The organism is Saccharopolyspora hattusasensis, from assembly GCF_050972075.1.
GTDB lineage: Bacteria > Actinomycetota > Actinomycetes > Mycobacteriales > Pseudonocardiaceae > Saccharopolyspora > Saccharopolyspora hattusasensis.
Window position 1 is genome coordinate 6524351 of record NZ_JBPCDC010000001.1, and the last position, 14551, is coordinate 6538901.

Here is a 14551-nt window from a genome sequence, read left to right on the forward strand (position 1 = left end):
GGGCGGCCGTCCTCCCGCATCGGGGCGCGGCGGATGGGTGGGTGGATACCCTGCAGCCATGTTTCGGCTGTTGGTGGTGGAGGACGATCACACGATCGGCCAGGCCCTGGAGTCGAGTTCGGTTCGACCCGTCAAAGTGCAACAACGCACCTCCGGCGGCGCCTGGCGCACTCTGCGAGGACTCACCGACTTCGCCGTCGTGCACTCCTACCTCGACACCGCCACCAAATGGGGCCACGACAAACTCACCGTCCTGCAACAACTCTTCACCACCGGCGCCTGGCTCCCACCAGCACTCACCCCGGCCCTCGAAGCGCAGCTCGCTGGTAACCCTCAACCACCACGTCCAGCATGATCAACTACAGCTGAATAGGTACCGGAAGACGGCGAACTGCGCAGAGAGCGCAAACCCTAGGCCACGGCTCAACCGACCGCACACGGTCCGACACGCCTCTCCTATAGCCTGGGAGTCATCCTCTTCGCCGAGAGGAAGGCCCCGGTCGACGGGCCGGGGGCCGGGCGGAGGGGGCAGCAGCACCCCACTCGGCGAACTGAGGACGACATGCACGCTGACGACGTTGGCCGCCGCATCCGCGAGATTCGATCGTGGCGCCGACTCAACCTGCGAGCTGCCGCCGAGCTGTCCGGCCTCTCGCACGGGTATCTCGGGCAGATCGAGCGCGGCGAGAAACCGATCAAGAACCGGCACGTACTCGAAGCCATCGCCAACACCTTGCGCGTGTCACCTGGCGAGCTGATCGGTAAGCCCTACGCCCCGATCGACCCGGTATCGGAGGAGATCCGGGCGGGCGTTCCCGCCATCGAGGACGCGTTGACCGGCTGGTGGCTCGGCGACGCGCCGGGTACGCCGCTTCGGCCGTGGCAGCAGGTCCGCGCCGACGCCCACCACCTCAACACCGTGCTGCGGCCAAACGCCGATTTCGCCCGGCAGGTTGAGGTGCTGCCGGACTTGATTCGTGACCTGCTCGCGGAGGCCACGCGGGGCGGCGAGAATCGTGCCGCCGCGCTGCGCGGGCTGATCGGCGCTTACAAGTCGGCGGCCTACCTCGCTCACGATTTGGGCCTCATGGGGCTCCCGGCGCTGGCCGCGGAGCGGATGCGGCAGTCAGCGGCCGAGCTGGACGACCCGACGTGGACAACCTACGCGGAGTACCAGCGGGCGCAGCTCATCTCCGGGCGGAACCGACCCCGGCAGTACCAGCTAGCGGTTGAGGTGGCGGACATGCCCGGTGGGCGCGTCGAGACGCGGGGAATGGCGCACCTGACGGCCGCTCTCGCCAAGGCTGCGCAGGGCGACGCGGACACAGCGCAGATGCACCTCACGGAAGCACGCGAGCTGGCCGAGCTGATCGAGGCGGATGTGAGCCCGTGGATGCAGACGAACTTTGGCCGCACGAACGTCGGTATCTGGCGCGTGTCGATCGGGCTGGAACTCGGCGACGGCGGCAAGGCGATGGAGATCGCGCAGACGGTGCACCCAGAGGGGGTGTCTCAGTCGCGCCGGGCGGCCTACTGGATCGACTACGGACGTGCACTCCTGGCCGAGCGCAACACACGTCACCAGGGCGTTGCGGCGCTGCTCCGCGCGGAAACGTTGGCTCCACAGAAAGTGCGCACCAATGTGTTCGTACGCGAGGCAGTGTCCGGGCCGCTGGCGAGCGCTCCCCGCGACGCGTGGGGACGGGATTTGCGTGGCCTGGCCTGGCGTCTCGGCCTTGCCCCAACCGGGTGAAAGACGCCTCTGTGTACTGTTAGTACACAAGCGCGCGCCCGTGGTGCATAGCTTCTCCTCCACGAACAGGAACAAGCGGTGGAGGACAGCAACATGGGCATTGGCAGCGTGCTCGTCGCTCCGTCCGGCGCGATCCTCGGGACAGCACCCGACAGGGATACGCTGGCCGACGCGGTGGAGCTGGTCGACCTCTCGCGGCTGGGATTCCGCTACGTCGGTCAGGCGCGCGACAAGCGCGAGCTGTACTTGCAACGGAACTGCGGCGACTGCATTCGATGTGGTCGTGTTCAACACGATCCACGGCGCCTCGGCCGGCCTGCGCTACGACCGGCGCGACTTTCCGCCGACCGAGCACTCCAACCCGCAGCTCTGGACCACGCTCGGCGAGATCGCCGACATAGTGAGACAGGTACGCGAATGGCCGTCCGCTTGAACCTGTTCCCCCCAACGCCCAGCCGGGGAGCGGGATGCACGCAGATCCCCCCGACAGCCCCGTCCCTCGGCTGGGTTCCCAGATTCCGCGCTCACCGCAGCGCGGGAGCACGAGGAAACCCGCACCAGGAAAGGAAACCGACACGCATGGGTGGCAACAAGCACGACGGCGAAGACGACTCGCAGACCGATCACCTCGGCGACGGCTCGGACGGCCATACCGTTGAAAGTGGCGACGACAAGTGACATCCCCACGACTCGTTGAGGAGCTGGACTCGGCCGGATTGCTTCCGGCCGGGCTCGGCCCCGTTTTCCGCTCAGTGGAGCGGGAAATGTTCATCCCAGACCGCATATGGGTCAAGATCAACGGCGAGTACGCGCCCATCGACCGGGCCGCGCAGCCAGAGCCGTGGCTGTCCTATGTGTACTCGAACAGGTCGATCGTGACGCAGTTCGACGACGGACACACCAAGTGGCCGCAGGTGGGCACGCTGCCGACCAGCTCAGCGTCAATGCCGTCCGTGGTCGCCGCGATGCTGTCCTACTCCGGCCTCGACACCGGACAGGATGTCTGCGAGGTCGGCACCGGCACCGGTTACAACGCCGCATTGACGGCCAGCCTGGTCGGCAACCTGGGTCACGTGAGCACGATCGAGGTCGATCCCGAACTCGCCGAGGCAGCCCGCGAGCGGCTGGACAACCTCGCCTACGACAACGTGCGGACAGTCCTGGGGGACGGCGCACACGGCGATCCCGACGCCGCGCCATTCGACAGGATCATTGTCACTGCCGGAGTGCAGCTCGGCCGCGTGCCCTACGCGTGGATCGAGCAGACCCGGCGGGGAGGCAAGATCCTGGCGCCTGTCCGCACAGACCTGACTTCGGGGCCGCTCGTGCTCTGGACCGTCGACGAAGACGGGCGGGCCGTCGGCAAGGCGATGCCGATGGGCGTCGGCTTCATGGAACTGCGGGCACAGCGGACACCGACCACGACCGACACGGACCTTGCGGCGTGGCTGGACAACCCCGGCGACGAGAGCACCACCGACCTCGACGCCAAGGACATGCTGTCCAACCCGCACTCGCGGTGGGCGCTGGCGGTCGCGATGCCGTCCTGCCGGTACGACCTCGACCACGACGACGACGGCGAGAACGTGTGGTGGCTGCGCGACCCGATGAGCGGGTCGTGGGCGCGGATCGCCTCCGGGGCAGTCCACCAGTCCGGGCCGCGTCGACTATGGGATGAGGCCGAGGCCGCGTACGCGTGGTGGCTGGGTGCGGGCGAACCGTCCGTTGTGGACTGGACCTGGACCATTACGCCCACCCGGCAGTCGGTCACGCTCAACTCGTGAAAGGTCCGAGCCCGCACGCTCGGTTGATTCGGCAGGCTCGCCGTGAGCGTGGCCTGTGCCAATACAAGCTTGCCGACGCGCTGTCGTCGGTGGCGGGCCAGGACATCAGCCGAGAGGACGTTTCCCGCTGGGAACGCGGCAAGCGGCTGCCCGGGCCGTACTGGCGCGGCTGGCTGTCGATGGTGCTAAAGATCCCGCTTGACCAATTGACGGCGGCGACGCGGACGGCTCGGCGGGAGAGGCCTGGGAAAGCGTGAGAGAGGAGCCGGCCGGTGACGCCGCTCGACCACTACGGGCAACCCCCGGTCGAGTTCGCCTTTCCGCGGCCCCGCCTGCTGCATCAGTGGATCATGTCGCAGAGACGGGTTCACGGTGGCCCGGGATTGCCGGTCCGCGCTCGTGGATGCAGGGCTCGTGCTCTGCGCGACCGGCCGGTTGTCGCTGCGCGGCGAAGACTTCCCGCAGCTCAGGAACGGTGCGTACGTCGCCACCGTCACGAGCAGCGAGGACGAACTGGAACTGGACGGGCTCACGGAGGTGTATGACCGGACCCCGATCACGGATGACATCACCCGGTACATGACGACCGGCCACTACTTCTATCTCCTGAACAGGGGAAACGCGGTGAACTTCCTCCACGGTGCGAGCGTGGGGCCGTTCGTCTTCCTGGTCCAGGCCGAGATCCTTGCCGCCGTTGCCAGGCTCTCACAGCGCACCCTGGAGCCCGGTATGCACGAGGTGGCCGACTACCGACCCTTGATCGCCGCAACGTGGCTCAACTACTTCAACAGGTGAACAGATGCCGATCACAAGCAAACACATCTCCCAAACGGTCAAGACCTACCTGACGGTCCGACCCGAGTACGTTGACGAACTCAAGTTGGTCACGGACCTGCTCGACGCAGGCGTGGACATCACGCCTCGCACGGAATTCCGTGGGCACGCCACGGCTGGGGCTGTCCTGGTCAACGATGACAGTCTGGTCCTGCACATCCGTCACAAGGGGCTCGGCCGCTGGCTCTTGCCTGGTGGCCACCTCGAATCCGGTGACGAGTCGCTGCGCGGCGCGGCCCTGCGAGAACTGAGCGAGGAGACCGGCTTCAACCTGGAGCTGGTGTCGGAGCATGCAGAAGATCCGATCCACGTCGACGTTCATCCGATCCCCGCCAACCCGGGGAAGGGCGAACCCGACCACCACCACTTCGACTTCCGGTTCCTGTTCCGCACCAGCGGCGACGTGGGTGCGTTGCAGGCCGAGGAAGTGACCGCAGCCGACTGGCTCAGCGTCGATGCCCTGCCGAGCCCGCTTCGCGCCCACGTGCGTGCGGCCATCGCCTAGGGCAAGACACGAAGAGAGCCCCCGCACCGACCGGGAGTACCCGTATCGGTGCGGGGGCTCTTCATGTCCGGCTGGCAGCCCTTCCCGCCGGGAATCCCCTTGCGGGGTCTAGGAAGTCCGGTCGCCCAGGTTTGCTTCTGCCCGGGCAGCGAAGACTACGGTGCAAGCCACGAAGTGCAAGGCGCGCGTCGAGTGTCGGCGCACCGGTGGTGTCCCACAATCCCCACGCGGGGAATGACGCCGCAACTGCCATCGTCCACGGTGGACGTTGTTCGACATGAACGAGCGCTACCGGCCGCAGTGGGCCGGTAGCGCTGGCGGCAGGTCACGCCTCCAAGCGATCCGGTGTGGACGGCGAGCCGGAAGAAGCCGGAACCGTGCGGCGGGGCATCAGCGCCAGGGCGATCAGCGAGATCACCGAGCACAGCACGATGTACCAGCTGATTCCCGCACTGGAGCCGGTGGATTGCAGCAGGGCTGCGGCGATCAGCGGTGCGGGGCCGCCGGCGATGACCGAGGCGAGCTGGTAGCCGAGTCCGGCGCCGCTGTAGCGGATGTTGGTGCCGAAGCTCTCCGCGATCAGCGCCGCCTGCGGGCCGTACATGATGTCGTGCACGATCAGCGACACGACGATGGCCAGCAGCACCAGGCCCGAAGACCGGGTTTCCAGCAGGGCGAAGTACGGGAAGGCGTACATGCCGGTGCAGACGATGCCGATGCCGTAGATGAGCCGCCGGCCGAAGCGGTCCGACAGGTGTCCGAACAGCGGCACGCTGATCAGGCCGACCGCGGCGGCGACCAGCGTGGCGTTGAGTAGTTCGCTGCGTGGCATCTCCAGGTGCTTCGTGCCATAGGTCAGCACGAACGTGATGAAGAGGTAGAACGGCGCCTGCTCGGCCAGCCGCACGAAGGCGGAGGTGAGGATTTCCTTCGGGTGGTTGCGGATGGCCGCCCACACCGGCTGCTTCTCGACGGCCTGCTGCTTCTTGACCTCGGCGAAGTCGGGGCTCTCCAGCACCCGCATCCGCACCCACAGCCCGACCCCGATCAAGACCACGCTGAGCAGGAACGGCACCCGCCATCCCCATGACTCGAACGCGTCGCCGCTGGCCGCGCTGGACACCCCCACCGCGGCGGTGGACAGCAGCAGGCCGAGCGGTACGCCGAGTTGCGGCATGCTCGCCATCAGGCCGCGGCGGGACGCTGATCCCCATTCCATGGCCATCAGCACCGAGCCGCCCCACTCGCCGCCGACGCCGATGCCCTGCATGATCCGCAGCACGACCAGCAGCAACGGCGCGGCCACGCCCAGCGTGGCGTACCCGGGCAGCAGGCCGATCAGCACCGTGGCGATGCCCATCAGCAGCAGCGTGGTGACCAGGGTGGCCTTGCGCCCGATCCGGTCGCCGTAGTGGCCGAAGATCGCGGCACCGACCGGCCGCGCGGCGAAACCGACGAACAGGGTGCTGAAGGATTCCAGCACGCCGGCGCTCGCCGAGGAGCCGGGGAAGAAGATCTTCGGGAACACCAGCGCGGCCACGGTCCCGTAGAGGAAGAAGTCGTACCACTCGATGGTCGTGCCGACCGTGCTGGCGATCACGGCGCGGCGGCGGTGGGTCCGATGGGAATCGGTGCCGTTCGGCATGGCAGCCTCCATTGGCTAAGCCACTGAACCAACTGGTCCGACAGCCTGCAATCCCGCGCGCAGGCTGTCAAGGGGACCGAGCGCCCGTGTCCGACTCGTTGCCTTCCGCCCCATCGGTCACTCGAATTCCCGAGGACCCGCCCATGCGCCGCTGATGGACACTGTGGACAGTCAATGCCTCATTCGCGGTCATCGGCGGCGGCCAGGCGCTTGCGCAGCACGTCGAGCTGGTTGCGGAGTTCGGCGGGCAGCTTTTCCCCGATGCCGGCGAACCATTCCTCGATCATCGGGATCTCGGCACGCCATTCGTCGGTGTCGACCGCGAGTGCCGCGTCGACGTCGGCGGGGTCGCAGTCGAGACCCGCCAGGTCGAGGTCGGCCGCGGTGGGGACGAGCCCGATGGGCGTGTCGGCGGCGTCGGCGGTGCCCTCGATGCGGTCGACGATCCACTTGAGCACGCGGGAGTTTTCGCGGAACCCGGGCCACAGGAATCGCCGGTCCTTGCCGCGGCGGAACCAGTTGACGTGGAAGATCTTCGGCAGCTTGGCGGCGTCGGTGTGCGCGGCGATGTGCAGCCAGTGCCCGAAGTAGTCGCCGGCGTGGTAGCCGATGAACGGCAGCATGGCCATCGGGTCGCGGCGGACGACGCCGACCTTGCCGGTGGCCGCGGCGGTGGTCTCCGAGGACAGCGTGGCGCCCATGAACACGCCGTGGGCCCAGTCGCGGGACTCGGTGACCAGCGGGACGGTGGTGGCTCGCCGGCCGCCGAAGAGGATCGCCGAGATCGGCACTCCCCTCGGATCGTCCCACTCCGGTGCGACGATCGGGCACTGCTCGATGGGAGTGCAGAACCGGGAGTTCGGGTGGGCGGCAGGTTCGCCGGTTCCGGGCGTCCAGTCGCGGCCCTTCCAGTCGGTCAGGTGCTCCGGCGGTTGCTCGGTCATGCCTTCCCACCAGACGTCGCCGCCGTCGGCGAGGGCCACGTTGGTGAAGATGGTGTTGCCCTGCTCGATGGTGCGTATGGCAACGGGATTGGTGTGGTAGCCGGTGCCCGGCGCGACGCCGAAGAACCCGAACTCGGGGTTGACGGCGTGTAGGCGCCCGTCGTCGCCGAAGCGCATCCAGGCGATGTCGTCGCCGAGCGTCTCGGTCTTCCAACCGGGCACCGTAGGCTGCAGCATCGCCAGGTTCGTCTTGCCGCAGGCGCTGGGGAAAGCGGCGGCGATGTAGTGGACGGTGCCGTGTGGCGAGGTGAGCTTGAGGATCAGCATGTGCTCGGCGAGCCAGCCCTCATCGCGGGCCATGGCCGAGGCGATCCGCAGCGAGTAGCACTTCTTGCCCAGCAGTGAGTTGCCGCCGTAGCCGGAGCCGAAGCTCCAGATCGCGCGTTCTTCGGGGAAGTGGCTGATGTACTTCGTCGGGTTGCACGGCCACGGCACGTCGGCCCGGCCAGGTTCCAGCGGCGATCCGACGGAGTGCAGGGCCTTGACGAACTTGCGCTCGCGGCCGTCGGCGCCGATGAACTTCCCCAGCGCCCCGGCGCCCATCCGGGTCATCACGCGCATGGAGAGCACCACGTAGGCGGAATCGGTGATCTCCACGCCCAGTTTCGGGTTGTCGTCGTCCAGGGGGCCCATGCAGAACGGGATGACGTACATGGTCCGGCCGGCCATGCTGCCCCGGTAGAGCCCGGTCATGACGGCCTTCATGTCCACCGGGTCCATCCAGTTGTTCGTGGGCCCGGCGTCCTCCTCGCGGCGGGAGCAGATGAAGGTGCGGTCCTCGACGCGCGCGACGTCGGAGGGATCGGACGCGGCCCAGAACGAGTTCGGCTTCGCCGACAGCCGGACGAGAGTGCCCGCGGCGACGAGCTCGGTGGTCAGCCGCCGCCACTCCTCGTCGGAGCCATCGCACCACACCACCCGCTGCGGGGTGGTCAGCTCGGCGACTTCCCGAACCCACTCCAGCAGCGGCCCGTGGGTGGTCGGCGCCTGGTCCAGGCCTGGGATCGCGGTGGTGGTCATCGTGGTTCTCCTCGCGGCGGTGCGTCGAACGGGAGTGAGCGGCGCGTGCATGCGGCCCCTGCAGGAGCCTCAACGCGTCGTGCACGACGACCACCGGTGCGCACTTCAGGAACGCGGGACGGCTCGACCTTCGTCCGGTTCAGAGGCGACCTCATGTTCGATCCTCGTGCGTCGGGCCCACCCTGCGGGTGGCGTCGATGTGCTGCGCGGTCAGATCCAGGAGATTGCGCAACCGCCCGTCGTGCAACCGGACCGCACGGCCGTGCCCGGACCATCTTCCCCGCAACAGCTGCGGCGTTCACCGGCCTAAGGTCCCCTAAAAGGCGAATCCGCTATCGCGTTCGAACCCCGTCGACCTCGATTCGCAGGTCCAGCACTTGGGCCAGTGGGCTTGAGTCACCTCGACGACTCGGCCGGAGATGCGGGTGCTTCCGCGAGCCGTGCGCGGCGTTGCCGCAGCCGCACCAGACGGCGATGAGGCAATCGACCTAGGAGGCCGCTGAATTAGGCGGTTCTGGGGACAGTCGCCGCAGGGACGGAGGCGAGAAAATTGACGAGCAGTCCCGCAGAAAGCCCCTATCCGCGCGTGGCAGTGCGGTCGGGGCGGGCGAGAGAGCACATAGACGGGCCGGTGAGGGCCCGGTCCGGCCGGTCGGCCGCTGGTCAGGCGGCCGAGCCCGCCAGAACCCAGACTCCTGCCGTGCGAGATAGCCCGCGGCCCACGAGATTGCGCAGGTTGAGCCCGGCGGTGCGACGAGTGAGCCAGGCATGGTTCTTGGTGGCGCCGCGATAACGGAGTTTGAGACGACGGCCGCCGATGCTGGCGATCTGGGAGATGACCCGTTCCACGTTGGGCCGGAACTTCCGGTACTTCTCTCGCAGTTCGGGCTTGTCTGCCCAGTCACGGCGGGCTTGGCGCAGCAGATCATCTCGTTGGTGCAGAACGATTTTACGGCCGGTCTTGGACTTGGTGCAGCGCGCACGCAGCGGGCAGTCGCGGCACAGCGCGCCGAAGGTCGCCACCCGGTTTTTCTGACTGATCGGGCGGGTGTTACCGGCCGGGCAGCTCACCGTGCCCGCGTGCTCGTCGACGGTGAAGTCGTCGACGGTGAACCCGCCCTCCACCGGCGCTTGCACCGGTTTCGGCTTGATCACAGCCTCGTCGGCGTCGGTGTCGTCGATCGCGCCACGCAGATCCCCTGTGCCGTAGGCGGAATCTCCGTACCACTCGCAGGGATCGTCCTCGGCGTCGAGGAACTCCTCGGCCACCGCCGGATCGGAGTTCTTGGTCCCAGCGGCCTTGGTCAGCTTCTCGTCGGTGATGATCCCGGTCTCGGGCTCGGCCGCCACGTGCGCCCGATACCCGTCGCGGCGGTTCTCCGGCGACTTGCGGGTATGCCGCGCATCCGGGTCCACAGTGGATATCACTCGATCCGGGGCGACCCGCCGCGCAATCCGCCACCGCCCATCAGTGCCATCCGATCCTTCCGCCGGTTCGACATCCTGACCGGCGACCAGCGCCAGCAACGCCACCGCGACCTCCGCATCGCCCTCCAACTCGGCCTCCGTCAACACCGCCACCAGCGCGCCTGCGTCGTTGACCAAGGCCGACACCAGTGCGTCCTTGGCCTGCGGGTCATCCCAGTCAATCCTCGGTTTGCCCGGCTGGCTGTAGTCATGGCCGGTGCACACCTGTGCGATCCGCTCGGCTGCGCCAGGAACCTGCCGGGCCACCCGCCGGATCGCCGCAATCAGCTGGGTGACGGTGTCCTGAGTGGCCACCGCATCAGCCAGGATCGTGGAATCCACCGCCCGTTTACGCCGGCCGCGCAGGATCCCGGTCTGCTCGATGACGTCCTTGACCGCGTCATTGATCCGGTGGGGCCGATCCGACGCCGCCAGCCGTTTGCGCCAGTACACCAGGGTCGAGGCATCAAATCCCTTGTGGTCCAACGACATTCCGGTCGCGACCTTCCACCGCAGATCACACCGCGCGGCGTCGGCGGTCTCCCGATCCGAGTAGTCATGCAGCGTCTGCAACACCAGGACCGAGGCCATCACCGACGCCGGGATCGACGGACGTCCCCTCCCCGAGGGGAACAGGTCCTCGAACTCCCCATCGGGGAACACATCCTGACGATGCTCGGCCAGGAACGCGAACACACTGCCCGCCGGCACCAGATGACCGACCAGCGCGTGAGCGTCCAGCAGTTCCCGGTCGGCACGTTCCACACCCTGCATAAACCGATTCTCCCAGCTCAAGCCCAGATTCCTGGGAGACACGCCGATTATTCAGCGGCCTCCTAGCACCCGTGTCCATCGTGGGCTGTCCACCGTGGGCTGTCGACCGGTTGCGCCGCCGCATGGGCCTCAAGTTGGAAGATGGCGTTGTTCCGCTTGATGAAGATGGGGCAGTAGTGGCGAAGCGGCCGCAGCGGCGGAGAGGCGATAAGACGCGGGAATGCGGGTACGCCCGAAGCGATGGGTTGTCGAGCGCAGGGAGCACCCGATGGGCACCACAGGCAGCATCCCCGGTTACACCTACGGCGAGCCGCAGGTCCAGCACTCGCCCGTCACGGCGGCCGAGCTGGACGCGCTGAAGGAAACGCTGTTGTGGACGGACGGTGACGACCAGGCGCTGCTCCTGGCCGGAGACGTTCTGGAGGACCAGGTCGGCGACGTCGTAGCCACTTGGTACGACTACGTCGCCGCGCACCCGCACCTGGTCGCGTACTTCGCCCCTGCCGGTGGCGCGCCGGACCCGGAGTACCTGGAGCGGGTACGGGCACGGTTCGAGCAGTGGATCCTCGATACGTGCAGGCGTCCGTACGACGACGTCTGGCTCGACTACCAGCACGAAATCGCGCTGCGCCACACGCAGGCGAAGAAGGACCAGACCGACCACGTCAACGCGGTCGATCGCGTACCGCTGCGCCACATCATCGCGTTCATCTACCCGATCACGGTGACGATCCGCCCGTTCCTGAGCGCGAAAGGACACGACCGGGACGATGTCGACCGCATGTACCAGGCCTGGTTCAAGGCGGTAACGCTACAGGTTGCGCTCTGGAGCCGCCCGTACGCACGCGAAGGCGACTGGTAGAGGCCCGGCGCATGGTCGATACACGATCCAGAGTTGTGGCTCCGGAAGGCAGAAGGCACCAGACGAAGATCGGAAAGGTACTGCTCTCGAAGATCCGGAGACCTGTGCTCCTGCGCATCCTCGGCAAGATCGCATTCACCACCGTGCCCGCTGCGGCGTGCTGCCCGCGCGCCGCGGCCTGCCGAGGCCGCCCCGTGTTGAGGTGAGCGAAATCGATGGCAGGTGACATCGCGGGACCTGGCCCGTGATCTCGCCCGGGACCTGGCGAGGGACCTGGCCGTGATCTCGCCCGGACCTGGCCGCGATCATCAATTGGCACACGACCTCGCCCGGCGAGTGGCCGGAAGGGTGTCGGGAGCCGTCTCGTGACCGCGCCCGCCGCCATCGGCTCGTGGTTCGGCGTCCATCTGCTGTCGAACATGCTCGTGCCGCCCGGCTGCTCGCTCGCCTTGAGCGCGAGGCGGCCGTAGGCTGGCGGTTGGAGTTTTGGCGTTGTTTTCTCGTTCTGGGGCCGTGGTGGCCGGTCGTACACATAAGCGGGTGGGCAACCTTCCCGCTGAGCGGACGAGTTTCGTTGGGCGTCGGCAGGAAATTGCCGATGTCCGGGAAATGCTGTCCCGTTCCCGGATGGTGACCTTGCACGGGGTCGGGGGTGTCGGCAAGACCCGGCTGGCGCTGCGCGCGGCGGCCCAACTGGGCCGGGCCTACCGGGACGGCGTTTGGCTGGTCGAGTTGGCCGAGGTGCACGAGGACGAACTGGTCGTGCACACGGTCGCCCAGGCGTTGGGCATCCAGGACTGGTCCTCCCGCGGCGTGGAGGCCGTGCTCGCAGATTACGTCCGGGACAAGGACATCCTGATCGTGCTGGACAATTGCGAGCAGGTGCTGGGCGGGTGCGTAAAGGCGTGCACCGTGCTGCTCGACGTCGCCCCTGGGTTGAGCGTGCTGGCCACCAGCCGGCAGCCCCTCGGCGTGTACGGCGAGCACGTGCTCGTGGTGTCCACCCTGCCGGTGCCCGAACCATCCGAGGTGGACCGGCTCGCGGGCGCGGAGATGCCCAACTCGGTTCGGCTGTTCGTCGAGCGCGCCTCGGCTGTGGGCTTCCAGTGCGCGCGGGGCCATGCGGTCGCCGTCGCGAAGTTGTGCCGGGAGCTGGACGGGATCCCCTTGGCGATCGAGCTGGCGGCTGCCCGCACGCGGTTCTTCTCGGTGGAAGAGATCCTGGCCCGAATCGGGGACCGCTTCCGGTTGCTCGCCGGCGGCTCCCGCACGTCGGCGCGGCATCAAACGCTGAAGGCGACGATGGACTGGAGCTACGAGCTGTGCTCGGAAGAGGAGCGCATGCTCTGGGCCCGGATGTCGGTCTTCGCCGGTGGGATGGATCTCAAGGCCGCGGAGGACATCTGCAGTAGTGCCGATCTCACACCGGAGCGGGTTCTGGATCTGACGGCGTCGCTGGTCGACAAGTCGATCCTGATCCGCACGGAGGTGCCTGCCGGCAACGGCACCGCTACCCGCACGCGCTACCAAATGCTGGCGACTGTCCGCGAGTACGGACTGAGCTTGCTGGGCGAGAACGAGAAGCAGCAACTCCGCCAACGGCATCGGGACTGGTACCTGAGCCTGGCGGAACGATGCGCTCGCGAATGGTTCGGTCCGGATCAGCTCGAGTGGCGTGCGCGCATCACTGCCGAGCACGACAACGTGAGGGCAGCACTGGAGTTCTGCGCAACGCAGCCCGGGCAGGTGCAGGCGGGGCTGCGCCTGGCGGGAGCGCTGTGGTTCTACTGGACGGCTTGCGGGTTCATCGCGGAGGGGCGGAAGTGGCTCGACCGCCTGCTGGCGCTGGATTCGCGGCCGACCGAAGCCCGGGCGACGGACCTGTGGGTCTGCAGCTGGCTGGCCTCCCACCAGGGCGACCTGGCGTGGGGGCGGGCTACGGCTGAACGGTGCAGTGCCCTTGCCGAAGAACTGCGGGATCAGGGCCTGGCCGCCTTCGGCATGCACCTGAGGGGCGTCGCCGCGATGGCCGAGGGGGACCTGGCGGAGGCACGCGAGCTGTGCCTGCAGGCGTGGTCGCGGCACCGCACGCACGACACGATGACCAGCCCGATGATGATGTCGCTGTTCCAAGCGGGGCTGGTGGCGTGCTTGCAGGGCGAGCCGGACCAGGCGACGGCGGATGTCGGGGAAGTCCTGCGGATCACGGCCGAGGTCGGCGAATCGTGGACCCGTTCGTGGGCGCTCGTGGTTCGAGGCTTCGCGTGCTGGATGCGGGGAGATCCCAACGCCGCCGTCGCGGATCTGCGGGAGAGCATCGGCTTCAAAGCAGGCCTCAACGATCTCTTCGGCCTCGGGGTTGCGGTGGAGGTCCTGGCGTGGTCGTACGTTTCCCTGGGCGAACACGCTCAGGCCGCGAGGCTGTTCGGCGTCCTGGAACGCATCTGGCCGCTCGTCGGGATTCCGCTGCTGGGTTCGCAGCAGCTGCTCGACTACCGGAAGAAGGCCGAACGCGAGGCCCGTGCGGCGCTGGGAGAGAGCGCGTTCGGCGAGATCTTCGCGGAAACCGCGAAGCTGCCGCTGGAGCAGGGACTCGCGATGACCATGCGGGGCAAGACCCGATCGGCTCCCGCGGCGAGCCCGGAAGCCCGCGGGCAACGGTCGGGCTGGCCGCTGACGCGCCGGGAGCTCCAGGTCGCCGAAGCCGTCGCCGAGGGGATGTCGAACAAGGAGATCGCGGCGCAACTGGTGATCAGCCAACGCACCGCGGAGACGCACGTCGAGCACATCCTCACCAAGCTCGACTTCGGCTCGCGCACCCAGATCGCGACCTGGGTGGCGGCGCAACGAAACTCGGAGGGCACGACCTAGACGAGTAAGTCTGAATGATCGTAGGCGGTGAG

General features: G+C 67.7%; 11 protein-coding genes and 1 pseudogene. 9 read left to right on the plus strand and 3 right to left on the minus strand.

What is annotated here, in order from left to right; genetic code table 11:
* Positions 1-121: 121 nt before the first annotated feature.
* From ACRXBZ_RS31325 to ACRXBZ_RS31355, 7 genes and pseudogenes are all read left to right on the plus strand, one after another.
* Positions 122-355 (plus strand): annotated as a pseudogene (locus ACRXBZ_RS31325) (hypothetical protein); the annotation flags it as partial.
* Positions 356-562: 207 nt separating this feature from the next.
* A complete protein-coding gene (locus tag ACRXBZ_RS31330) occupies positions 563-1753 on the plus strand; it encodes a helix-turn-helix domain-containing protein (protein ID WP_433882104.1) in 1191 nt (396 codons plus the stop codon).
* Between the two features lie 283 nt (positions 1754-2036).
* Positions 2037-2186 carry a hypothetical protein gene (locus tag ACRXBZ_RS31335; protein ID WP_433882105.1) on the plus strand — a complete coding sequence of 50 codons (150 nt, stop codon included), beginning with the start codon at positions 2037-2039 and terminating at the stop codon, positions 2184-2186.
* A gap of 331 nt (positions 2187-2517) precedes the next feature.
* Positions 2518-3537 (plus strand): methyltransferase domain-containing protein, encoded by a 1020-nt coding sequence (locus ACRXBZ_RS31340; protein WP_433882106.1) that lies wholly within the window; start codon positions 2518-2520, stop codon positions 3535-3537.
* Positions 3534-3794 carry a helix-turn-helix domain-containing protein gene (locus ACRXBZ_RS31345; protein ID WP_433882107.1) on the plus strand — a complete coding sequence of 87 codons (261 nt, stop codon included), beginning with the start codon at positions 3534-3536 and terminating at the stop codon, positions 3792-3794. Before ACRXBZ_RS31340 ends, ACRXBZ_RS31345 begins: the two co-directional genes overlap by 4 nt.
* Positions 3795-3951: 157 nt before the next feature.
* Entirely contained in the window at positions 3952-4332 is a 381-nt protein-coding gene (locus tag ACRXBZ_RS31350) for a Rossmann-fold NAD(P)-binding domain-containing protein (RefSeq protein WP_433882108.1), read from the plus strand.
* A 4-nt stretch (positions 4333-4336) separates the two neighbouring features.
* A complete protein-coding gene (locus ACRXBZ_RS31355) occupies positions 4337-4876 on the plus strand; it encodes an NUDIX hydrolase (protein WP_433882109.1) in 540 nt (179 codons plus the stop codon).
* 325 nt (positions 4877-5201) lie between these two features.
* Here ACRXBZ_RS31355 and ACRXBZ_RS31360 read toward each other — a convergent pair whose 3' ends face one another.
* The 3 genes from ACRXBZ_RS31360 to ACRXBZ_RS31370 form a co-directional block, all read right to left on the minus strand.
* Positions 5202-6521: an MFS transporter gene (locus ACRXBZ_RS31360; protein ID WP_433882110.1), complete on the minus strand. Its 1320-nt coding sequence runs from the start codon at positions 6519-6521 to the stop codon at positions 5202-5204.
* Positions 6522-6700: 179 nt separating this feature from the next.
* Entirely contained in the window at positions 6701-8545 is a 1845-nt protein-coding gene (locus ACRXBZ_RS31365) for a phosphoenolpyruvate carboxykinase (GTP) (protein ID WP_433882111.1), read from the minus strand.
* A 663-nt stretch (positions 8546-9208) separates the two neighbouring features.
* A complete protein-coding gene (locus ACRXBZ_RS31370; RefSeq protein ID WP_433883811.1) occupies positions 9209-10786 on the minus strand; it encodes an IS1182 family transposase in 1578 nt (525 codons plus the stop codon).
* A gap of 268 nt (positions 10787-11054) precedes the next feature.
* Here ACRXBZ_RS31370 and ACRXBZ_RS31375 point away from each other — a divergent pair, with 268 nt between their 5' ends.
* The gene (locus tag ACRXBZ_RS31375; protein ID WP_433882112.1) at positions 11055-11648 is read left to right on the plus strand and encodes a protoglobin domain-containing protein; all 594 of its coding nucleotides are present in this window, start codon (positions 11055-11057) and stop codon (positions 11646-11648) included.
* A 492-nt stretch (positions 11649-12140) separates the two neighbouring features.
* Positions 12141-14519 carry an ATP-binding protein gene (locus ACRXBZ_RS31380; RefSeq protein WP_433882113.1) on the plus strand — a complete coding sequence of 793 codons (2379 nt, stop codon included), beginning with the start codon at positions 12141-12143 and terminating at the stop codon, positions 14517-14519.
* Positions 14520-14551: the final 32 nt, after the last annotated feature.

Bases quoted from the DNA above. Each gene is read 5' to 3' on its own strand.
- ACRXBZ_RS31330 (WP_433882104.1), top strand. From the start codon at position 563: ATGCACGCTGACGACGTTGGCCGCCGCATCCGCGAGATTCGATCGTGG.
- ACRXBZ_RS31340 (WP_433882106.1), top strand. From the start codon at position 2,518: ATGTTCATCCCAGACCGCATATGGGTCAAGATCAACGGCGAGTACGCG.
- ACRXBZ_RS31355 (WP_433882109.1), top strand. From the start codon at position 4,337: ATGCCGATCACAAGCAAACACATCTCCCAAACGGTCAAGACCTACCTG.
- ACRXBZ_RS31360 (WP_433882110.1), bottom strand. From the start codon at position 6,521: ATGCCGAACGGCACCGATTCCCATCGGACCCACCGCCGCCGCGCCGTG.
- ACRXBZ_RS31365 (WP_433882111.1), bottom strand. From the start codon at position 8,545: ATGACCACCACCGCGATCCCAGGCCTGGACCAGGCGCCGACCACCCAC.
- ACRXBZ_RS31370 (WP_433883811.1), bottom strand. From the start codon at position 10,786: ATGCAGGGTGTGGAACGTGCCGACCGGGAACTGCTGGACGCTCACGCG.
- ACRXBZ_RS31375 (WP_433882112.1), top strand. From the start codon at position 11,055: ATGGGCACCACAGGCAGCATCCCCGGTTACACCTACGGCGAGCCGCAG.